The 23,751-nt window shown below is 37.7% G+C and carries 10 protein-coding genes; 8 read left to right on the top strand and 2 right to left on the bottom strand.

Going from position 1 to position 23,751, the window contains the following annotated elements; genetic code table 11:
• Positions 1-234 precede the first annotated feature (234 nt).
• Genes A6E03_RS16920 through A6E03_RS16910 form a run of 3 tightly spaced genes read left to right on the top strand, consistent with a single transcriptional unit; the run spans position 235 to position 14,823 of the window.
• Complete coding sequence (locus A6E03_RS16920) at positions 235-10,323, top strand: DUF11 domain-containing protein (protein ID WP_065601357.1); 10,089 nt, start codon at positions 235-237, stop codon at positions 10,321-10,323.
• Positions 10,324-10,365: 42 nt separating this feature from the next.
• Positions 10,366-13,896 (top strand): hypothetical protein, encoded by a 3,531-nt coding sequence (locus A6E03_RS16915; protein WP_065601356.1) that lies wholly within the window; start codon positions 10,366-10,368, stop codon positions 13,894-13,896.
• 3 nt (positions 13,897-13,899) lie between these two features.
• The gene (locus A6E03_RS16910; RefSeq protein ID WP_065593193.1) at positions 13,900-14,823 is read left to right on the top strand and encodes an OmpA family protein; all 924 of its coding nucleotides are present in this window, start codon (positions 13,900-13,902) and stop codon (positions 14,821-14,823) included.
• 26 nt (positions 14,824-14,849) lie between these two features.
• On the opposite strand, the gene A6E03_RS20560 is transcribed toward A6E03_RS16910, so the two are convergent.
• Entirely contained in the window at positions 14,850-14,978 is a 129-nt protein-coding gene (locus A6E03_RS20560; RefSeq protein WP_083190281.1) for a hypothetical protein, read from the bottom strand.
• Positions 14,979-15,272: 294 nt separating this feature from the next.
• Complete coding sequence (locus tag A6E03_RS16905; protein WP_065601355.1) at positions 15,273-16,298, bottom strand: acyltransferase family protein; 1,026 nt, start codon at positions 16,296-16,298, stop codon at positions 15,273-15,275.
• A gap of 190 nt (positions 16,299-16,488) precedes the next feature.
• Between A6E03_RS16905 and A6E03_RS16900 the strand changes: the two genes are divergently transcribed.
• The 5 genes from A6E03_RS16900 (at position 16,489) to A6E03_RS16880 (ending at position 23,623) form a co-directional block, all read left to right on the top strand.
• Complete coding sequence (locus tag A6E03_RS16900; protein WP_065601354.1) at positions 16,489-16,908, top strand: hypothetical protein; 420 nt, start codon at positions 16,489-16,491, stop codon at positions 16,906-16,908.
• 104 nt (positions 16,909-17,012) lie between these two features.
• Positions 17,013-18,347, top strand: a complete 1,335-nt coding sequence (locus tag A6E03_RS16895) for a TolC family protein (protein WP_065593191.1) — start codon at positions 17,013-17,015, stop codon at positions 18,345-18,347.
• 10 nt (positions 18,348-18,357) lie between these two features.
• Positions 18,358-19,827 (top strand): efflux RND transporter periplasmic adaptor subunit, encoded by a 1,470-nt coding sequence (locus A6E03_RS16890; RefSeq protein WP_065601353.1) that lies wholly within the window; start codon positions 18,358-18,360, stop codon positions 19,825-19,827.
• Positions 19,824-22,955: an efflux RND transporter permease subunit gene (locus A6E03_RS16885; protein WP_065601352.1), complete on the top strand. Its 3,132-nt coding sequence runs from the start codon at positions 19,824-19,826 to the stop codon at positions 22,953-22,955. Before A6E03_RS16890 ends, A6E03_RS16885 begins: the two co-directional genes overlap by 4 nt.
• A 101-nt stretch (positions 22,956-23,056) precedes the next feature.
• Positions 23,057-23,623 carry a copper-binding protein gene (locus A6E03_RS16880; protein ID WP_065601351.1) on the top strand — a complete coding sequence of 189 codons (567 nt, stop codon included), beginning with the start codon at positions 23,057-23,059 and terminating at the stop codon, positions 23,621-23,623.
• Positions 23,624-23,751 lie beyond the last annotated feature (128 nt).

Raw genomic sequence — 23,751 nt, 5'->3', positions numbered from 1 at the left:
AATATTTTAAATAAACCTAATAGAAAGAAACTAAAAACATAAGTATTTACCAATATTGAGACGTTATATTTATACACTACAACTACCATTGTGTAGGAAATGACCTATGGTTATTGTAGGTTATTTCTGAATGTCTTGCGTAAATAGGGTTTATAAGTACATAAATTATATTTTAATTTTAATTTATGCATTAATACCCCGTTCTGTGTTTTAAATAGTTTAGGTTTACTGATAATGACGCGATTTTCATATTTAAATAGTTATAGATTTAATACATTTTTAATAATGATATTTAGTTCTTTTATTACTTTAAATACACTTGCAGCAGATCTATCTGTTACGGTAACTACGGATTCGGCAGTTTATGAAAATAATACATCGGTTACTTATGACGTCATCGTAACAAATACAAGTTCTAGTACGATTGATGACATATCAATTATAGCTGATTTTATGTCCGTTACTTCCGGAACAGAAAATGCATTTCAATCGACATCAATATCAGGAACAGCAACATTCTTATCTAATCAAGGTAACTACGCTTCTTCAGGCGACTTAAATGCTACTGGAGCAAGCCTAAGAAGTGGCGGGACGTTAACTTATACCATTGATGCGTTAACTGCTCAGACTATAACTGAAAATATATCACTTATGGCTACCGTTGAATTTAAGCCATCATTAATATCGCCAACAGAAACTATTGATTCTACTCCAGTTGTTGTTGTTCCTGTACCATATGATTACGATTTGGATTTATCTGTAAATAAAACAAATTATATCATTAACGAATCTTTAGATTACACATTAAAAGTAAGTAATACTGGCGATTATAAAGTTCAAAATCTCTCTATTGATCAATTGTTTGATTCTCTTCCTGATGGTGTATCGATCGATGGTTCATCGAGCTCTAATTTTTCCAGTGTCGTAATTAGCGCAACAACCAGTGGTGTCGAATCTAATGCTGGTGTTTTTACAACGTCAGGTGATTTATCGGTAACTGATGCCATCATAGATGTGGGTGGAAGCATTATTTACACAATAAAAACGGTAGTTTCAGATAGCCTTATAAGTGACATTGTCACCTCAGCTAATGCAATGACTAAAGATGGGAATGTAGATAGTAATGAATTAATTACGCCCCCAGCTATCGGGGAGTTAGATATCACATTACATGAATTTGAAAGCACTAATAACTATCTCGTAAATGATGAGATGCAGATTAATCTCACTGTTAAAAATACAGGTACAGGTATCGCTAGTGATTATGAAGTTCAACATAATATTAATGATCTTATTTCTGATTTAGGGAATAATTTAGACCAAAATCAATATGATAGCTCAGATATAATCTCTAATCCTTATATTACTTGGACCAGTAAAGTCACGTCGATAGGAAGTAAATCAATATCTGCTTTGAATACAAGTGGAGAAGTGATTGATCAAATTTTTGATGACATTGTGTCAGTATATCCAGAAGAAGAAATTAGCTATGTAATTACGGCTAAAGTAACTCCCGCTACTATTGGTGAAATTGAAAATGTAACGGCAAGCGTATTTAAAGCTGATGGTTCATTGGCAGATCCAATTAATACTATTTCAGGAGTGGTAGATCCTGAGTATGTTTTAAATTTAAGTGATCCTGAAATAACAGTATCAAAAACAACAACCCAGAGTGAATATGTTCCGGGAGGAGAAGTTGTCTATGATATTACTGTTAATAATACATCGGATAAATATTTTGCGAATAATCTAACTATTGTTGATAAGTTATCTTGTATTCAAAGCGAGCAGGCTGGAGGAGAAGGACAAGGGAGTGCTTTTAGTTCGTGGAAATTAGATGTTGTTAATGGGTCAGATATAGAAGGTACGGATGCAGGAAGCTTTAATTACGGTGCAACTCAAACTGGAGATTTAACCATATCACCGGATATAGCTCCCGGTGAGCAAGTGAATTATAAACTAACAGCGACTGTCAGTGATTCTAGTATAGGATTGATTCTTGATAACGGTCTTCTATGTAGTGATGATGTTTCAGAATCAGGGACTGGTGTTCAGATGCCTGATGATAGTCTTAGTGTAACAAAAGATGTGGATACTCACTATTATTCTTCAGGGCAGCTATTAACTTATACCATTAAAGTAACGAATAATGGAGACGGTTTTGCTGATCAAATACCGGTAGTTGATGATCTTGCGTCAGTTATGGTTACGGACATTTATGGAAATAGTGTTCCTGCTTATTCTTCTTGGCTGATTACGGCGAGCGCAGAAAAAATTGATGGGACTGTTGCCAGTTCTACAGATACAGGGATTACAGGCGCTATAACCTCCCCAACCATTTTAGATGTGAAAGCAACCATTGAACCCGAAACAATCGTAACCTATAAAATAATAGCAAGAACAATACCAACGGCGAATAGTGAAATTAATAATCTCGTTACTGTTGATGAAAGTATAATTGCAGACAGAGCTTCTGTGCCTAAAGATTTTGCAGTTTCAATCGAAAAACGAGTGAAGGTTGATAATGCAATTTCGTTTAGTAGTGAGCAAACCTATTATTCAAAACCAGAAGAGACAGTAACTTATCAACTTGTTGTTGGTAATGATAAATCTAATGGTTATGCAACTAATGTCAATGTGACTGATGAAATATCAGCTATTGAAGCAGATATGTTAGAACCCGATAACACGCCTATGCCTGTATTTATGAATTGGACGATAACTCATGAAGTTAATGTAATTGATGCGTCAGATCTGTCTGCTCAAGAGCAGGAAAATTTACTCGCTGCCACTGATGTTGGTGTTACGGAGGATAATAAAGACTTAGATACCGTAGCTCAAATTCCTCCTAATGTTGAAGTTATCTATACTATCGTCGCGAATATTGATCGCTCAGATGAAAATAAAATTGTCTGGGGTAGCTTTAATAATATAGCGACAGTAACAACACCAGATAACGGTGAATCTGACTCTGATAATGCATGGGTTAGATATAAAGATCCAGATGTGTTTGTTACTAAAACAACGAGTAACGATAATTTTGTCATTGGTGAAGAGGTCGTTTTTGATATTTATGTATTTAATAAAGGCGAAGGTTTTGCAAATGATGTTGATGTTTTTGATGATATCAATGGACTGGGGGTATTTGAAGCTGGTTGGGTAATCGAATCGTCTACGGATAGCCACCCAAGTTCAGGAAGTTACGCAGATGATAAATCAACCTGGCCAGATGGTGGGAACATTCAATCAAAAGTTGATATTGACCCAAAAGAGTCTGCTGGCGGTTACGATGGTATGGGTTATGTGGCATATAAAGTCACTGGTATCGTTAAAGATGATTACTCTCTTTCAGAAATATCTAACACTGTTGAAACTTTCGATCCTGCAACAAATACTGAAAGTTCTTCGACGGCTGAATTGGGAGAAGATGCTTTACTCAGCCGATTTAATGTTTCTATAGTAAAAACATCAGATAAAGTAAAAGTGATACCAGGAGAGGATATCACTTACAGTATTACGTTATATAACAACAGCTCAACAACGACGGCGAATAATTTAACTGTTATTGATTTAATGGCAGATATAGAAGGGGTATTAGCGAATGATAAAGATGGTTATTTTGAGGATGATAATGATCAATCTCCATTTGAATATTGGTCAATTAAATTAGATGGTGAAACCGAGTTTGGTGATCAAAACAACGATAACTTTGTTTATCCTGAAGTTGGGTCGTCAACGACGCTTAATTTAAACCCTTTAGAAGCAAAAGTATTTCAAATAAAAGCCAGAGTAAAAGATAACTTTGTTGGATCAAATAATACTTCTGGTGTACTTACTAATTTGTTGTCGAATGATGCTTATGTTTATCGTGATTATGGTGAAGTTACGGAAGAATCACATGTATCACACCATGACAATGAGCGTGTTGGGCAAGGCTCAGCGACAGAGCGTGAGCTTTATGTTAATGGGAATGTAGAACAATACTACACCCCTGGTGATACCTTAACGTATACGATTAAAGTTTCTTCTACTACTGGCTACTTAAACGACCATGAAATATTTGAAGATATTAAAGGGTTAAGTGTTCAATTAATGGATGGGACATATGGCAATCCATTTTCTGAACTTTTTAGTGTAAAGGTCGAAAAAGAAGATAGTGACGGTGCTTTAGGAACAACGGATGGTACGATGGATGGTATCGTACAAGATAATGAAAATATAGATACAACCATTGATGTTGCTGGGGGTGACTATGTTTTATATACGGTTGAAGGGATTGTTAGAGACGATGCCATTGGTAATATTGAGATTGGAGATGCTACATTAAGACCGAATGAATATCATTTAACTTTTTCTAAAGAAACAGATGAGGTTAATTATGAACCAGGCGAGACTTTAACTTATCATTTGGTGATCACTAATGATGGAAATGGGAACGCGTATGATATTCCTGTTTTGGACGAAATATCAAAAGTAGAAGTCGAATTAATTGACGGAACAACAGGCCCTGCGTTTGAACCTGGTTGGACAATAACAACCGAAGTCATTGGTGGTGCCGCAGGAAGCAATGCTCAAATAGGTACGGTTGAAGATGGTGAAGATATTGATACTAACGCATCGATACCAATGGATGCAACCATCGAATATATTGTTACTGCAACTGTCAGCCCTTACGCCGTCGGGGAAATCAACAATATACTTAGCGTCAATGGTGATCAAGTCAGTGCACTCTCAAAACCTAATACTCAGAAGTTTGAGTATGAAAAAACGATCCTTGCTTATTATGATACTGATGGAACAACGGTATTACCAAGTGGATTAGATGGTTATAAGCCTAATGGGTTTATCGAGTATCAAATTGAAATTCGTAATAATAATAATGTGCATTTAAATGACATCTCTATTGTTGATGAAATCAGCGAGATTGAAACTGAGTGTTATGATTTAACCAGTGGAACAACGGTTAGTTGTACCGCTTTTGATGCTTGGTCTATTAGTGCTGAATCAGATGCAAGTTCGCTCTCTAACCCTGGTACTGTTGAAAATAATAAAGACATAGATACAGAGTTTGACTTAGCATCAACAAGTTCAACATTACTTCAGCCATTTGTGCGTTACACCATTAAAGCACACATTAGAAAAGAGGCGGTGGGCAGTTTTTTTAATAAAGCTGATATCGATAATGAATACAAAGTAACATCAGATCGCTCAGTTATGTTACCGGTTAATCTAACAACAACCCACTTAGGTTATACCGACACTTCTTTATCGACGAGAAAAACGACGTATAACCATACAGTAGATGGTGAACAAGCAGTCTATCACTTACGTTTGGAAAATACTGGTAATGGTCTTGAGTACGGTAATGCATTAGTTGAAAAATTTTCTGATTTACAAGTTAAATTAGCTCAAACGTTAACAAACCAGCCTGATAGTCAATATGGTGCAGTATATGAACCTGCCGGTTGGAAAGTTACCGCGACAACTTCAGATGAACCAATGACATCCATTGGTGATTTTGTTGGAGGAGACAATGTTGATATTGATTTGCCATTTGTTTCTATTGCACCTGGAGGGTGGATCGATTTTGTTATGGAGTCTCAAATCCGTGAGGAGACTCTAGATGATTTTAGAGTGGTTCCGACTTATGGTTCTAGCGATTTAGCAGCGGTTCGTTTTAATGTTGACCCATCAAATTTAGAAGTATCTAAAGAGATTATCTCTATTGATGGCAACCCTTATAGCGATGGTGACACTTATAAACCTGGGGATGTCGTAGAATATCAATTTACAGTGAATAACAATCAATCAGTATGGAATGATAATACGGTAATACAAGATCTAATTTCTAATATCACCGTTGAAGTAATAGGTGGAGATATAGAGCCTGCATTCATTAATACAAATATTAGTCACGTTATCACAAGGGGCCTAGATTTAAACGTAGATACTAAGACTCTAAATTATGATCCTAGCAGTGATTTAGATATTCAAGAAGCAGATGGTCTTGATATAGGTCCGATGGAAACAATTACATTTACAATAACGGGTGAGATTCGTACAGATGCGGTTGGCATTATTGACGGGAATACAGCCATTGGTGGAACCGACAGTGTCACCACCAGTACTATTCCACCGACAGACCCTATATTGGTCTTTGAAAAAGTCGTGACTAATACAACCGCAGACGGTAACTCTTGCTCATTCCCTTCTAATACAGGAACAGGATGCGAGTATAACCCTAATGGTCAGGTGACTTATCAGATCACGGTAACCAATGAAGGGGAAGGTATTGCTAACGATGTATTGATCCAAGATCTTATTAGTACGATTAATACCTCGGATGGTGTAACTGCATTTTCTTCAAATAGTGTTAACTTAATTGAAAACCCAAGGCCTGCTCGTTTTTCGATTAGCGGTAATTATAATGGTACTGGTGATTTAAATGCGACCTTTGATCTTATGCCAACGGATACCGTAGTGTTTGAGATTAGTGCGTTAGTTGCTGGGCCAGCCACTGGTTCAATAACAAATACAGCCACGATCAATAGTGATACGACTAATGCCATTATATTAAATGCAGGTACAGCAAAAATTCTAGCGACAAAACAATCAGATATCAGTACGTATACACCAGGGCAAGTCATTAATTATACAATAGGAATTCTTAATAATTCAGATACAAACTCTGAAGTTGCCATTATCGATGAGATTTCGAGTTTCCTAGTCGAGACCGCAGACGGTTCAATGCAGCCGGCATTAGATTCTTGGTCTATTGATTCTCGTATAGTTTCTGATGGAGATCATGATTCTGCGCCTAGTTACACAGATATTAGTACATTATCCACTTCTGGAGATATTAACTCAACGATCAAAATGGCGGGTGAAAATGCCGATTCAACAAGAACTTTAGTTGAGATTATCGTTACAGGGGTTATTCGCGAAGATGCTATTGGTGAATTCACGAATGTTGTTGAAATTGATGGTAATAACTATCGTGTTAACGTGGGTTACGTTGTTCCTGAAAAAGGAGAGCTAGCAGTGACTAAAACGACAACTAACATACCGGCAACCTATATACCAGGAGAGTCTATAGGGTTTGATGTGGCGGTTGAGAATATTGGTTCAGGTTACTTAACTGACGTCAATATCACTGATTTAGTTAATAATATTAAAACTGACTTTGCAGCACAAGCACTATCAGGCCAAGCTTTTGAACAGTGGGATATAACTGATGTCGTTGTAACCGGTACTGATCCGTCATTGACTCAGCCAGTTGCTGGTACTGAAATTACAGGTTCAAATGGTTATGCCATTGATTACAATATTGCCCCAATGCAAACGGTTAACTTACATTTAGAAGGTAAGGTTAATGACAAAGCAATGGGTGACATTACTAATGAAGTTGTTGTCACAGACAGTGATGGAAATATAAAAACAGCACAAGCCACGTATACACCAGAGGAGGCCGCATTAGTCGTAACAAAAGTCGTAGATAAACCAATATATGAGGCTGGCGATACACTGACTTATACGATTGAAATAACAAACACGACGGCAGCTTGGGCAAAAGACGTAAAAGTAACCGACTTCTTATCGACCATAGAAAGTACAACTATTGATGGTTCAGTCGTCACTGCATTTGTTCCTAATTCAATTGATATTATAGGGACGTCTTCAACGGGAAATTCAGTTATACCGGTCATTAGTAATAATGATATTAATGGCACAATTGAAATTGCGCCTAATGATACCGTGACTATTATTGCGAGCGGTCAACTCTTGGATAATCTTCATGGTGAAGTTAAAAACATTGTTACCGTTGAGTTAGATAGTGTTATACATACAGCAGAAGCGATAAGTGTTCCTATAATACCTACGGTTACTTTAACAAAAGAAGCGCCTGTTGAGTTTTATACCCCTGGTGAAGTTTCTGATTATGTTCTTACGGTAACAAATGAAACTAATGGCTTTGCAGACGATATAAAACTGCAAGATATTATTTCAGGTCTTACTGTTGAAACTATCGACGGAGCAACAGAATCCGCTTTTAATTTTTGGATTCTTGATGTTGAAGTATTAGATTCTGATACGGTAATTACAAGGTCACGTTCAACTTTTAACGAAGATATTGATGTAAATATAGATCTCGCTCCACTAGATACTGTGACATTTACTATTAGTGGAAACGTTAATAAAAATGCAATTGGTGTCATTAAAAATACGGCAACGATGGAGTTTGATGGTGTATCTATTGATAAAGAAGCAGAGCTTAAACCTGAAGATCAAAAAGTAACCTTCAATAAAACACTTAAGGATGGCTCAAAAGAGGGGTCATACATAGCAGGGGAAGAATCAGAATTTTATATTACATTAGTAAATGATGCTGCAAGCTTCGCACAAAATATTCAAATTACTGATTTAATAACCGATCTACAAGTCGACACCGTTTTTGGTACCACAGAACAAGCCTTTAGTTCATGGAGTATTGATTATCATATTTACGATGATAAATACGATACGACAACGATTAACTCACTTCCTATCGGGGATGATATCGATGTTGTTGTCGACTTAGCACCTAGTGCAACGATTGAATTTGTTGTTAAAGGGGTGGTAAATCCCAAAGCATTAGGGGAAATCAGCAATACAGCTACAATGAATGATGGTATATCAAGCATTGATTCTACGGCCGTATTGCAACCAGAAAGTGTTGTTCTTGTTGTAAAGAAAATTGCAGATAAAAGCGAATACACAAACGATGATGATGAAATCACTTACACGCTGGCGGTGACTAATAGAGGTTCATCGGATGTATCGGGTGTTCAATTAGTTGATGAAATTTCGACGCTTCAAGGAGCGAATGGAAACCCTTTATTTACTGAATGGACAACCACGATTAAAGAAGTTCCTGGTTTATCAGTAGTGACGACCGAAAATTCGATTGATCTTAATTCGACTCAAACCTTAAAAGCGTATGAAGGTAACGGATTTATTATTACCGTTGTAGGAAAAATAGGTAAAGGGCTTGATGATAATATTACGAATACGTTTATCGCAACAGCACCTGGTGGAGAAACCGCTCAAGATAGCGTGACTGTTCATGTGAAAAAATTTGCAGATAATGAAGGTCAATTAGAGGTAACAAAACAAGCACTTAAAGACTCCATTCAGGTAGGAGATGTCGTTGAGTATGAAGTGGTTATCGAAAATAATAATGAAGCTGAATTTAAAAGTGTCAAGTTAGAAGACCGATATCCATCAGGTTTCCAATATGTTGAGAATTCGACAGAAGTTACAAACAGTGGTCCTGATGGTGTTTTTGATACGGCAGATGACGTGTTTAGTAATCAAGAGCCAGCAGTAACTCAAGTTTTATCATTTTCTATCGGCGATATGCTTGCGTATGGATCGAGTGGTTCAACCGTGCAAGAAAATGTCAGGGTCCGTTATCTATTACGAGCCACAGTAGGTACTACATTTGGTCAATACGTCAATACCGCTTATGCAATGACCCCTGCGGAAGGAATGACAACAGGACCGTTAGAGATCAAATCGAACATGAGTAGTGCGACTGTTGAAATTACACCCGATAAGTTATTCGATACGGCATCGATTATTGGCAAAGTTTTTGAAGATAATAATGGGGATGGATATCAAGCTGATGCAACCGCTTTTGATATTAAATTAACCGCTAATATCGATCATAGTCATTACGTCACGGGTTCTACGACGATAGAAATTGAAGGTGAAAAAGAAAGCCTAAAAGAAAAAGGCATTGTTCCTATTAATCAAAGTATTGTCATTGATCATCTATTTGGCTTATCGAGAAACAGAACGCTACCTGAAGGAAATATAGCGGTTGTCCAATTTGCGACAAAAAATAAAGACAAATTCGATTTTACCGTAACAACGACTGACGGTTCTCATATCTCATTCAGTAAAAGTGGTGTGATAAGCATAGATCATACTGGAAACAAAAAAGATGGGCTTTCCGCAGAAAATTTAAAAATAACTCGTAATCTATACAAGGATAATAACCAGTATTTATGGGAAATTGTCATTGAAAATATGGGGATCTATGAGGATGGTATTCCAGGCGTAAGATTGATTACGGTTGAAGGTATCGTTATTGAAACTGATGAATATGGGCGTTACCACGTACCCGATCAATGGGTTCTTAATAATAAGGGAAAACAATTCTTAGTTAAAGTTGACACGGATTCATTACCGACAGGAATGAAAGTAATTAGTGAAAACCCGAAAGTATTAAGAATTTCCCCGAATCAATTAACGAAATTTAATTTTAGTATTCAAAAATAAATAACTCAAAACTATAAAAATAAAGAAGTTATTAGGAGATGTATGAAGTTATTCAATAAGAATCATGCAACGTTATATGCATTGTATGTATTCCCATTAATGACGCTAGCAAAAGAAACAGATGACTTACAACAGCTGGATTCCAACGCGATGGATATTTCAGTGGATGTTCGTGAGCAAACAGACAGTTCTCGTATTTATTTAGATGAGGGGGCTATCTGGGCGAGTCGTGATATTACTAAGTTTAATCCTGTTTTAGATTTAAGCGCGACGGATGAAGTTGAAGTCGACGACGGGAAACTGATTAACCCATTAAACTTTTCCGTTGACACTAATTACAGTTATTACATTAGCTCTTGGCAGCTTGAAGTATATCGTGGTGCTGATCGCCACCTGTCTCAGCCTCTAGCTGTGATGAAAGGTGAAAAGCTTGCAAACAGTACCGATATTGAATGGGACGGCTCAACAGACGTTAATTACAGATTTAAGCTTGGGCAGCAATTGCTGTTTCGATTAAAAGTGTGGGACAAAGATGGAAATATGGATGTCACAACGCTAGGTGTTGTCGATACTGTACGTCCGAATAAAGAATTATCTATTGACAAAAATAGTAACGAATCAACAAGTGGTCATAGTTTTGGTCGTTCTACATTAATGCGTCAGAATATACCGACGTCCTCTGGTTTGGCTAAGTTTATCGGAACTGGTTTAAATGGGGTTGATAAGGTTATTATTGGTGAAGATGAATTTGATGTTCTCGAAGGGGAGTTGTATGCAGAGATATTTCTTCCAACGGACGCGTATCGTTTTCCTACAACGGTTATTTTTGATTCAGGAGAAGAACGCCATTTCTCTCTTTATGCCCGTATTCCAGATACTTATTATGCGCAAGCTGGTTTAGCTGACTTTTATGTAGGAAAAAATCATGTTGGAGGTAGTGCTGGTGCTCTTGAGGTCAATGATCAATACGTAAAGGATATTTATAACCAAGGTAGAATCGCTTATTTTGGTCAAGGTAAATTTGGCGACAAATTACGTGTTGTCGCTCATGTAGATACTCAAGAAAACGCGATAAAAGATATGTTTAAAAGCCCCTTTGCTGCAAATGATAGTTCGACTGTTTTTGATATCGTCGATGGCGATGATGAAATGATGTATGGAAATTATGGCGATGGGGCTAACATTCAAAAAATTGTAAATACAAAAGGTAAGGTATATTTAGATGTTCAATATGACAAGTCCCAGTATTTATGGGGAAATTTCAATACTGGTGTAACTGGGACAGATAATGCTGATTACAATCGGAGCTTATATGGTTTTAAAGGTGATTATCGTACTCGGTCAACAACAAAATTTGGAGAGGATCGCTTAAATGTCGTCGGCTTTGCTTCGCAATCAGATTCATTATATGCACATGATGAATTTCTTGGTACTGGAGGCTCATTATACTTCTTACAACATGGTGAAGTAATTCCTGGAAGCGATAAAGTATCTATAAAAATAATGAACAAAGACAGTGGTATTGTTGAAAATGAAATATCACTACAATCTGGTCGTGATTATGAAATTGATGAATATCAAGGACGAATAATACTCACAAAACCACTGTCTGATATTGTTTCTGATAGTTTCAGTTCAGTGATTGATGACTCTCCTCGTGGTGGCTATGAAAATTATTTAGCGGTTGATTATGAATATGTACCGAGTGGAAGTGATGCACTTGACGCAATGGTCTATGGGGGAAGAGTTAAAGGATGGTTAAATGATTATATTGGCGTTGGTGCTACCTACGCATCAGAAGAAAAAGACACACAAAACTATGAGTTATTTTCAACAGATCTAACGTTACGAGCAACAGAAGGAACATATTTAAAGACGGAATTTGGTCGAACGCAAGGAACACAAGTTGACAGTAACTTTGTATCTTTTGATGGTGGTTTAACATTTACACCAATTTCGTCTGGCGTAAGTGATGATGATCGTGAAGGGGATAATATTCAAGTTCTTGGTGTCGTTAGTCTTTATGATTTAGCCCCAGATCTTTTCGGTGCAGTTGGTAATGATGTGAAAGCTTGGTACAAATCAAAAGATGCGGGTTATTCATACGCGAGCCAAACTGACGATCTTGAACAAGAGTCTTATGGAACCGAAGTTCGCTTACAAGTTAGTGATAGGGTTCAAGTATCTACTCGATTTACATCAATGGAAGAAACTGAAATTGATGGCACGTTAGAAACAGATACAGAGCAAATTGATGTTGAAACACAAATTTTAGTGACTGAAAATATTAAAGTTTCTTTTGCTGGTAAACACATAAAAGAATTGAATCAAAACAATGAATCAGGCACGGGTAACCTTGCCGGTGCAAAAGTTGAATATCTTTGGGATAACGAAAACAGCGTTTATATTAAAGGTCAAAAAACTGTTGATGCCACTGAAACTTATGATGATAACGACAGTGTCACTGTTGGTGCAGAAACTCGCGTATTAGATGACTTGAGTCTTGGTGGTGCCTATACCGTCGGGAGCCGAGGAGATGCCGCAGAAGCAACCGTTACTTATGATGTAACTAACGATTATTCAACTTATGTTACTTATGTTGATGATAATTATGAAGACCAAAACAACGTTATTTTAGGTCAACGAGCAACATTGACGGATTCTGTTGATTTCTACCAAGAAAACCAGTTTGTTAATGAAAATAACGGAAAAGGTCGAGTTGATTCTTTTGGTTTTGATAATGAAGTTACCGATGATATTGATATTGGAATTGCTTATCAACAGGGGGAGATTGATTATAGCGATGATCCTGAAAACACCATTACGGGTATCGTGAATCGAAGAGCTGTTAGTTTTAATATTGGTTTGGATCTCGATTACATCGTTCTAAAGCATAAAATTGAGTATCGAGTAGATAAAACTGAAGAGACAAATGAAAAAATTGAACAATGGGTAACTACCAATAGTTATACACACCATCTAACGGAAGAATATACCTTATTTGGTAAATTTAATTACTCTAAAGCGATGAATGATACGAATAACGAATTACTTGAACGCTTTATTGAATCAAGCATTGGTCTTGCTTATCGACCTATTTATAATGATAAATTAAACCTATTAGCTCGTTATACCTACTTGGTTGATTTTGATAATTTAAACCGCGATGTCGAATATTCTGATACTGAAAGCCATATTGTGGAAACAGAAGCGATTTACTCATGGGATGCAAATTTAGATCTTGGTACTAAGTTCGCATATAAAGATAAATTTGAACGGTTTGATAGAGCATCAGGTGTCGGTGTTGATGTAAATAGCCAAATTTACCTTACTGGTCTTAGCGCCTCTTACCGAATAATGAAAAACTGGGATGTAACGGGCGAATATCATTGGAAAGTCGATACTCAAAATGATGAGTTAGAAGAAGGGGCTTTACTCTCTTTTAATAAATACGTTACCGAGAACTTTAAAATCGGGGTAGGTTATAACTTTTCCAATTTTGATGATAATTTAACGAATGATGATGACTATAACGCGAGTGGGGTCTTCATTAACCTCATAGGTAAGATTTAGGATATGAGAAGTGTAGATATGAAACATTGGATGTTAGGGTTAAGCCTACTTTCTATTTTTGGTTGTAGTACAGAAACTTATGTAAGCCAAGAGAATGTAGATAAATATGACGAACGAGTTCAAAAATTTTTGATTGCTGAGTGTTTGGTACCACAACGGGAAATACAAGTGGCTGTGGCTGAGCATTTTGAATTTGATAAATCTGAATTAAAAGAGACGGATTATGCCTCTTTGAATCAATTTATAGCTAATATAGATAAACTTAAAGGGCGCATTGCTATTGTTGGTCATACTGATTATCAAGGTTCGATCAAATATAATGAAGATTTATCTCGTCGACGTGCTGAATCCATTAAAGCGTATTTATTAAAAACGTTACCAGTAAACAATTATGAATGGGAAGTTAAGTTTTATGGAGAAAAACAGCCAATAGCTAAAGGTCGGAGTCTAGAAGCAAATGCGGCGAATCGACGTGCTTATTTAGTTTTTGAGCAAACCGTAGGTATAGAAACTAATCCAGCTTGTTTACCACCTGAACCGAAACGAAAAGTATATGCGACAATGGCATCACATTTTGATTTTGATAAATCAATATTGAAGGATAAAGATAAGATAGAGTTAGATAAATTGGCATTAAAATTAGAGGGGCTAACAGGCCGAATTCTAATTGCAGGTCATACTGATTATCAAGGTTCACTTAGCTACAACGAAAAATTAGCTAAAATGCGTTCAATAGCAGTGCAAGAATATTTAAAAACCAAGGTTGATCCCGATCAGTTTGTTTGGGAAGTGAAATCATTTGGTGAAAAATCCCCTATTGTTGAAGAAAGATCGTTAAAAGCAAATGCAGCTAACCGACGAGCATTTGTTGTTTTTACAGAGGGGAATTTACCAGACAAGGATATTAAGCCATTAACCAATGAGTAAGTGTAATGGTCAACAAAAAGCGGACACTAGATATCGTGTTTCTTTCTCGTATTGGAGCGGTGACAAATACCCATTAGCGGTATGGGGCCGCAGCCATTATAATACGGCAAGTAATCTAAAATACTTAGCTTCGCTTCTTTTTTAGTTTTAAACATTTCATCATTCAAGTGTTCGTGTTTGATACTGTGAAAAAACGCTCTGTAGGAGCGTTATCCCAACATTCCCTTTTTCCACTCATGCTGATATATATAAATCCATAACACCTTGCTCTGTAACTAATTTAACGGCATCTTGTTTATATTCAAGAGTAAACGTTCTACGTGTATTTTCCTTATCCATATTCACCGCTAGTGACATAATTACTAAAACTTATAGAGGTGTCCTGAACGATTAGATCATTACAGCCGCTTAAGGTCAGTATAAACGTCTCATTAAGTTTATGGGGTCGTTTATCTAAATAACACTCGCTTTAATGGCGTTTTATTTACCCCTAAAACAAATAAGGTAGATAGCGTTGCTGTCCCAAATACAATCACAAAGTCTCTCATTGCCAAAGTAAGCCCCATCATTCCAGTAATATTTAAGAAAACAACGACAAAGAGTAGATGGCATACATAAATACCAAGAACGTGTTTGCTTAATTTAAAGGTTATAGGATGATTTCCTAAATTTGGTTTTGATAATAAAAATAAAAATAACCCTATACCTATTAATGGGGTTCCGATTAAGAAATCATGCAAGTTAAAAGGGATGTCAAATTTTGTTAACCAATATGCTTCGCTAAAGTGAATGATTAAACCAACAATCAGTAATAATAATGATTTAGTTGAGGATAGGGAGATATTACGGCGTCTCAATTCAAAACCAATCACAACCATCAATGTACTAAAGAAAGGACCATTACGAGTAAAGAAGGGCGTCCATACTTCAGTTAATGTTTGATAGCTGCCGCCCATAACACCATAAGCATACAAGATAACTGCAACAGGAATAAGCAAAGACGATTTATTAAAATGAATGATTATTGCGGTAATTGCAACTGCGATAACCAGTGCAGGGATAAACCATAAATGCACCATCCCACCTTCCATTAAGGCATTTAGAGGGTTTTGAGTTAACCAATTCCAATAGCCTGTACGCTCAGCCAAATACCCATCCGTTGCTACTCGTTGCCAATTAAATGGCATTGCTAGGCATAATAGGCTCCAAACTAGCCAGATTTTGATTAATGGTGATGAGTAATGCTTAAGCGTATTGAACGGTGATGTTGATAACTTAGGTTGAATTAAGTAACCAGACAGAATAAAAAAGAAGGGGACAGCAAAACGGGTTAATTGATTAAAAGCATAACCAAAAACGGGAACATCATCGACTAATAAATACGTCATGAAGATTTGAGAATGCAAAGCAATAATCGCAAACAGAGCGAACAGTCGCCCTAGCTCTAAACTCGCGATTTTATGAGGTTTTTTCATTAAAAGAACATCCTTGAATTTTTCGATAATCTACCAAAAGTTCCCTTGTAAAAATATGCGTTACGTTAATTCATTAATGTTTCGTAAGCGGTTGATTTCAAATTTGAGACGTTTTTCACATAAAATAATTGACCTTCCCCTAAGTGGAAGGCTTATTATCCTTACATTCTGTATATTTGGATTTTTTATCGTGTTTACTTCTTTTTCTAAATGGTTAGTAACAAGTATTACGCTGGTGGCATTAGTGCTATCAAGTGCTGCTTACAGCTATCCAATGAAAATGGAAGGAATGGTGATGAATATGCCAATGGAAGCTGCACAAAATACAGAGAATATGACGGACTGCATGTCAGATTGTCACTCTTCAAAAAACAATGACATCAGTTATATGCAGTGTGATATGTCATCAATGTCGATGAATAACAGCCACCATTGTTCTGATAAAGGCGATAGCTGTTGTAAAACCATGTGTGTTGTCTCTGTTTACGCGTTACCTATCGGACTTACCGCTTATACTAATGCAACGGCATCCGTAATTGTATATGCTCAATATAACGAGCAAATACGTTCATTTACCTCTTCTTCGCTTTACCGTCCTCCAATAGCATAATTCCAATTAAATCAACTCTCTAAATAAGATATTTAACGCTTATTTATCGGTTTAATCATGGCAGTGATCCATCTTTATTATCACGTCATTATTGGAATGATTCCATGAAAAATACATTACGTACACGCTCTAAAAAGGTGTGGTTAGCTTCAATGATCTCGCTAGTACTCTCAGGTCAAGCCTTGGCAGAAAGTCAATTGACGCAGCTTATCGAGCAAGCGTTGTCTTCAGATGCAAGTCGAGAGCAAATATACGCGCAATCACAAGCACTACGATCCACTGGTATTGCAAGTTCAACGCTTGCTGATCCTACTCTTAAAGTCGGATTTGGTGGGCTACCAGTAGACAGTTTTAAGTTTGATGACGATCCAATGACCAATATTTCTGTCGGACTCATGCAGAAGTTTGGGCGAGGCTCCAGTTTAGATTTGCAACAAAAGCAAACTGGGCAGCAAGCGGATGTGCTGGCGATGAAAATTCAAGTTCGTGAACTCGATGTCGCAAATACAATCACCCAACTGTGGATAGAGCTAGGCTTCTTACAAAAAGCAGAGGCGATTTTGCATGAAAACCGTCAGCTATTGTCTGAAATGGAAAGATACATTAATACCAATTACGCCATTGGTAAAAGCGAAAGTCAGGATCTTCTTCAAGCACAGCTTCAGCTAACTCGACTCGATGAGAAGTTGCAAACAAATCGTCAATTACAAGGACGCATTTATGCGCAGCTTAGCGAGTGGTTACCTAACTTAGCGGATCAAAAATCAAAAGAAATAACACCACTAGAGTGGTCTACCTTAGAGCGACTATTAGCGAGTAAATCACCTCAACAAACTGAATTTTATGACTTATTAAATTCAAACCCAACCGTAAAAATGAGTGAACTCACGATCACGGCAACAAAAACAAAAGTAGATATTGCCAACGAATCTTACTCACCACAATTTGGTGTCGAGGTCATGTACGGTTACCGTCAAGCGAATGGAATGGGGGGACAACCCGCCTCTGATTTAGTCAGCGCTTATTTAACTATGGACATCCCTCTGTTTACCGATAAACGTCAAGATCAAAATTATGCGGCTGCACAGTATCAAGTGGGTTCTGCGAAGTCACAACGTGATGTGCTATTACGACAATTGAACGCCAAAGTGAATTCATTGTTGGTGGATAAAGTGAATTTTGAACAACGTCTTTCTCGTTACAACAATACGTTATTGCCTCAAGCAAAAGAAAGAACCAAAGCGGTAGAACGAGGTTACGAAAATAATACAGCACAATTTAATGACGTGATTTCCGCAGCCAATGATGAGCTGAGTATTGAGTTAGAGAAACAGCGTTTATTCAGTGATTTAAGTAAAACATACAGTAATTTAGCTTTTTATTTAAATGGCTTTGATTATGCCGTATCTGCACCACAAATAACCCCGTCTGAGCATTAAGGAAGAGAATATGAAACCAGTTAAAATAGCATTACTTTCACTTGTTATTGGCGGTGTCGTTGGTGCAGCGAGCATGAATTTATACTCGGGGCATACAATGAGCGCAATGGCGATGATGGCTCAAGAAAATAGCGCATCATCAAGCAGTGAGCCTTTGTATTGGGTTGCCCCTATGGATGCCAATTATCGCAGAGATCAGCCGGGTAAATCACCAATGGGTATGGATTTAGTGCCTGTTTATGCCGACGATGCACAAGGTGAGAAGTCACCAGCGGGTACCGTAACAATAGATCCAAGCGTGGTGAACAATTTAGGCGTAAAAAGTGCTTTTGTTGAGAAAACGATCCTGTCTCCAAATATAGATACCGTGGGTTATATCGCGTTTGATGAAAGTAAGTTGTGGCAAGTAAACGTACGTGTAGCGGGCTGGGTTGAAAAGCTAAATATTAATGCCATAGGTGAAAAGGTAAATAAGGGCGATGTGTTATTTACTCTTTACTCTCCTGAATTGGTGAAAGCACAAGAAGAACTACTAAACGCGTATCGAACAGGTCGAAAAGGACTGGTCAAAGGCGCAAGAGAACGGTTGCAGTCATTGGGTGTGGATAAAGCTCAAGTTAATTCTATTGTTAGAAACGGTAAAGCAAATAAAAACATAGAGATAAAAGCGATCTCAAGCGGTGTCATTGCGAGTTTAAATATTCGAGAAGGTGGCTATTTATCACCCTCTCAAATCGTTATTAGTGCAGGACCTTTAGAAAATGTATGGGTAGATGCTGAAGTTTTTGAACGTCAGGCTCATTGGTTATCTTCTGGTAATAAAGCGGTGATGACGTTAGATGCGGTCCCCGGGAAACGATGGGAAGGTGAAGTGGATTACGTTTATCCGATTTTGGATCCAAAAACACGAACCATGCGTATGCGTTTAAAATTCGATAACCAAGACGGTGCATTGAAACCAAATATGTTCGCTAATATAACCATTCACCCTAAAACAAAAGAAGAAGTATTAACGATTCCTCGTCAAGCGGTCATCCGTTCAAACGGCATGGCGCGGGTGGTATTGGATGAAGGAAATGGGAAGTATCGCTCAGCCCGAGTTATCGCTGGTCGCGAAGCAGGCAATAAAGTAGAAATAGTTAAGGGATTGAAAGAAAACGATAAAGTAGTCACGTCAGCGCAATTCTTATTGGATTCTGAATCAAGCAAGACGGCAGAATTAAGTAGAATTAATGGCCCTGAAAACAGTGTTTGGATTTCGGGCAATATTACTACGTTAATGGCTGATTTTGGCATGGTGACCTTTGATCATAAAGCCGTATCACAATGGGATTGGGAAGCGGGTGAAATGAATTTTTCGGTTGATAAAAAGATTGATTTGGCTTCTTTTCGTGAAGGCGAAGCGGTTCAGTTTTTAGTTCAAAAAGTAAATGATGAATATCAATTGCTTGAGATTGAAAAAGAAGGGGCGTTATTATGATCCCCGCCATTATTCGTTGGTCGATTAAAAATCGATTTTTAGTTCTCGTTGCAACTTTTGCTCTAGTTGTTGCAGGAATTTACAGTGTAAAGAATACACCAGTCGATGCTTTGCCTGACCTTTCTGATGTTCAAGTGATCATTAAAACCAGCTACCCAGGACAAGCGCCTCAAGTGGTAGAAGATCAGGTGACTTACCCGTTAACTACCGCCATGCTTGCGGTTCCGGGGGCGGAAACGGTTCGTGGTTTTTCATTCTTTGGTGATTCCTATGTTTATATCATTTTTAATGATGATAGCGACATGTACTGGGCGCGTTCGAGGGTGTTAGAGTATTTAAGCCAAGTTGCACCTAGATTACCCGCAGAGGCAAAACCCACATTAGGGCCTGATGCGACAGGGGTGGGCTGGGTATACAGTTATGTATTACAAGATAAAACCGGTAAGCACGATTTAGCCGAATTACGCAGCTTGCAAGATTGGTTCTTAAAATATGAACTACAAACAGTCGATGGCGTATCTGAAGTTGCGACCGTCGGCGGGATGGTGAAGCAATATCAGGTGGAAATTGATCCTGATAAATTACGAGCTTATAACCTAACGCTACAACAAATTAATAAAGCTATTAAAGAAGGGAATCAAGAGGCGGGCGCTTCGGTTATCGAAGTCGCGGAAGCTGAACACATGGTTCGTACATCGGGTTACTTAAGCAGTATAGAAGACATAAAATCATTGCCGCTGAAAGTAACCGATAAAGGAACGCCATTATTGCTTGGTGATATCGCTGATATTAATCTTGGACCACAAATGCGCCGTGGTATCTCTGAATTTAATGGAGAAGGCGAAGCCGTTGGTGGTGTGATTGTCATGCGCTTTGGTGAAAATGCCAGTAACGTCATTTCAAATGTAAAAGAGAAATTGGCTCAATTACAAAAAGGCTTACCGGAAGGGGTAGAAATTAAAGCGACTTATGATCGCTCTAAACTTATTGACCATGCAGTAACAAATTTATGGGAGAAACTGGCTGAAGAGTTTATCGTTGTTGCCATTGTTTGTGCTTTATTCTTATTTCATATTCGTTCTTCGTTGGTTATCGCATTAAGTCTGCCTGTTGGGATCCTTTGTGCGTTCATTGTTATGCATTGGCAAGGCATTAATGCCAACATCATGTCATTAGGCGGTATCGCAATTGCCATTGGTGCAATGGTTGATGGTGCTATCGTAATGATAGAAAACGTTCATAAGCACATAGAAAAAACACCATTAACGGATGAAAATCGTTGGCAGGTAATAGGTAAAGCGGCAGAAGAAGTTGGACCTCCGCTCTTTTTCTCATTACTTATCATTACCTTAAGCTTTGTTCCTGTATTTTCATTAGAAGGCCAAGAAGGGAAGATGTTCTCCCCATTAGCCTTCACAAAAACCTTTGCAATGGCGGCTTCTGCTGGCCTAGCAATTACCTTAGTACCTGTATTAATGGGCTATTTCGTTCGAGGTAAAATATTGCCTGAGAACAAAAACCCAATAAACAAAACGCTAGTGGCACTTTACCGACCATTACTGAATTTGAGTTTACGCTTTCCAAAAACGATACTTCTGGTTGCCGTTATCTTAATGGGATCATCATATTATCCAATCTCTAAAATGGGCAGTGAGTTTATCCCGCCATTGGATGAGGGCGATTTAATGTACATGCCAACAACCTATCCAGGGATCTCTATTGGTAAAGCGCGTGAACTATTACAGCAAACCAATAAATTAATTAAAACCGTTCCAGAAGTCGATACCGTGTGGGGAAAAGTGGGTCGAGCAGAAACAGCAACCGATCCGGCACCATTAACCATGATAGAGACGGTTATTCAGTTCAAGCCTAAAGATGAATGGCGTGACGGTGTAACTACTGAGTCAATTAAAAAAGAGCTAGACCAATTGATTCAATTCCCTGGAATAACGAATGCGTGGGTGATGCCAATAAAAACGCGTATCGATATGCTAGCAACAGGAATTAAAACCCCAATAGGGATAAAGATAGCGGGACCCGATCTTAACGTAATAGAAAAGATCGGCGCAGAGTTAGAACCTATTTTAAATAACGTTAAAGGAACCACCTCGGTTTATGCAGAGCGAGTCGCTGGTGGGCGTTATATAAATATCGATATAAAACGTCGCCAAGCCGCTAGATATGGCTTAAATATTAAAGACATTCAGCAAGTTATATCAACCGCTGTGGGTGGAATGAATGTAGGAGAAACCATTGAAGGGTTGGAGCGTTACCCAATTAATTTTCGTTATCCACAATCGTATCGTGATTCTGTTGTTAAGTTGCAGAACTTGCCATTGATAACGGCGAACGGTGCTCGAATTGCCTTAGCTGATGTCGCGGATATTCGTTATGAAGATGGTCCTCCGATGATAAAAACAGAAAACGCACGACCTAATGGTTGGGTGTTTGTCGATATTGACGGTCGAGATCTAGGCTCATATGTGCATGACGCTCAACGAGCAGTGCATGACCAATTGGATTTACCCGCGGGCTATTCCCTTGGTTGGTCTGGTCAATACGAATACATGGAACGAGCAAAAGAGAAATTAACGACGGTTATTCCTGTAACCATCGCGATTATTATGCTGCTTTTGTATTTAAGTTTTAAACGAGTTGGTGAAGTGTTAATCATCATGGGGACATTGCCGTTAGCTATGGTTGGCGGTCTGTGGCTAATGCACATTTTAAACTTTAATTTTTCGATTGCCGTTGGTGTAGGGTTTATTGCTTTATCTGGTGTTGCGGTTGAGATTGGTGTGATCATGTTGGTGTATTTGAACCAAGCATGGGATGAAAAACAAGCGACAGCAAAAGAAAATAGTAACTCGGTAACACAACAAGATTTAACGTTAGCCATTGGTGAGGGTGCAGGATTACGTGTTCGTCCTGTCATGATGACAGTACTGACGGTGATCATCGGTTTAATTCCAATTATGTATGGTTCCGGTACGGGATCAGAAGTAATGCAGCGTATTGCAGCCCCAATGATTGGTGGGATGGCGTCGGCATTATTATTGACCTTAGTCGTTATTCCTGCGGTATTCAAATTATGGAAACAGCGTTTGTGTAAAGATTTTTCAGAATGAAATTTACATATAAATACGTTAAATAAATAAGAATATTAGTGACTTATACCTGTAATGGAATAAGTCACATAATAAATAATTAAACAAAAAAGGAAATGAAAATGAAAAAAACAGTATTAGCAATAGCATTATCATTGGTAGCGAGTTCTGCAATGGCAGAAATGGATCACAGTAAAATGGATCACGGCTCAATGGATATGAAAGGAATGGACATGAGTAAGATGGATCATTCCAAAATGAATATGAAAGACATGGATATGAGCAAGATGGAAGGCATGTCTATGGACGATATGAATGCGGTAGGGATGCCAGCAACTGGCATGAAAGCAAATAAAGTCGTTCATGTCATTTTATCTGATGATATGAAAATTACCTTTAAAAAAGAAGTCGATATTGAACCTAATGATATCGTTCAATTTGTGATTATGAATACAGGTAAAATCGATCATGAGTTCTCAATTGGTAATGAAACCGAGCAATTAGAACACCGTGAAATGATGAAGCAAATGACATCAGGTCATGCGCATGACAGTGGTAGCACAGTCACAGTTCAACCAGGTAAGGCGAAGCAAATTACGTGGCATTTCCATGGTGATAATCACGTAGAGTTTGCGTGTAATATTCCAGGGCATGCAGAAGCAGGGATGGTAAAGAAAATAACGTTATAACTTTAACATTAAGTAATAAATATCTATGTGTTCAGTCATTAATTTGGCTGGCCTTTTATTATGTACTAATTATTTATTTATGATTTTATTTTAATTGATACAACAAACAAAAACAAAATACTATATTC

This window comes from Aliivibrio sp. 1S128, from assembly GCF_001691065.1.
GTDB lineage: Bacteria > Pseudomonadota > Gammaproteobacteria > Enterobacterales > Vibrionaceae > Aliivibrio.
The sequence above is the reverse complement of the archived record's forward strand: the minus strand, read 5'-3'. Positions and strand labels throughout refer to the sequence as shown.

What these genes read in the sequence shown, in the direction of transcription:
- A6E03_RS16915 (WP_065601356.1), top strand. Translation starts at nt 10,366, where the DNA reads ATGAAGTTATTCAATAAGAATCATGCAACGTTATATGCATTGTATGTA.
- A6E03_RS16880 (WP_065601351.1), top strand. Translation starts at nt 23,057, where the DNA reads ATGAAAAAAACAGTATTAGCAATAGCATTATCATTGGTAGCGAGTTCT.
- A6E03_RS16905 (WP_065601355.1), bottom strand. Translation starts at nt 16,298, where the DNA reads ATGAAAAAACCTCATAAAATCGCGAGTTTAGAGCTAGGGCGACTGTTC.
- A6E03_RS20560 (WP_083190281.1), bottom strand. Translation starts at nt 14,978, where the DNA reads ATGTTTAAAACTAAAAAAGAAGCGAAGCTAAGTATTTTAGATTACTTG.
- A6E03_RS16885 (WP_065601352.1), top strand. Translation starts at nt 19,824, where the DNA reads ATGATCCCCGCCATTATTCGTTGGTCGATTAAAAATCGATTTTTAGTT.
- A6E03_RS16920 (WP_065601357.1), top strand. Translation starts at nt 235, where the DNA reads ATGACGCGATTTTCATATTTAAATAGTTATAGATTTAATACATTTTTA.
- A6E03_RS16910 (WP_065593193.1), top strand. Translation starts at nt 13,900, where the DNA reads ATGAGAAGTGTAGATATGAAACATTGGATGTTAGGGTTAAGCCTACTT.
- A6E03_RS16895 (WP_065593191.1), top strand. Translation starts at nt 17,013, where the DNA reads ATGAAAAATACATTACGTACACGCTCTAAAAAGGTGTGGTTAGCTTCA.
- A6E03_RS16890 (WP_065601353.1), top strand. Translation starts at nt 18,358, where the DNA reads ATGAAACCAGTTAAAATAGCATTACTTTCACTTGTTATTGGCGGTGTC.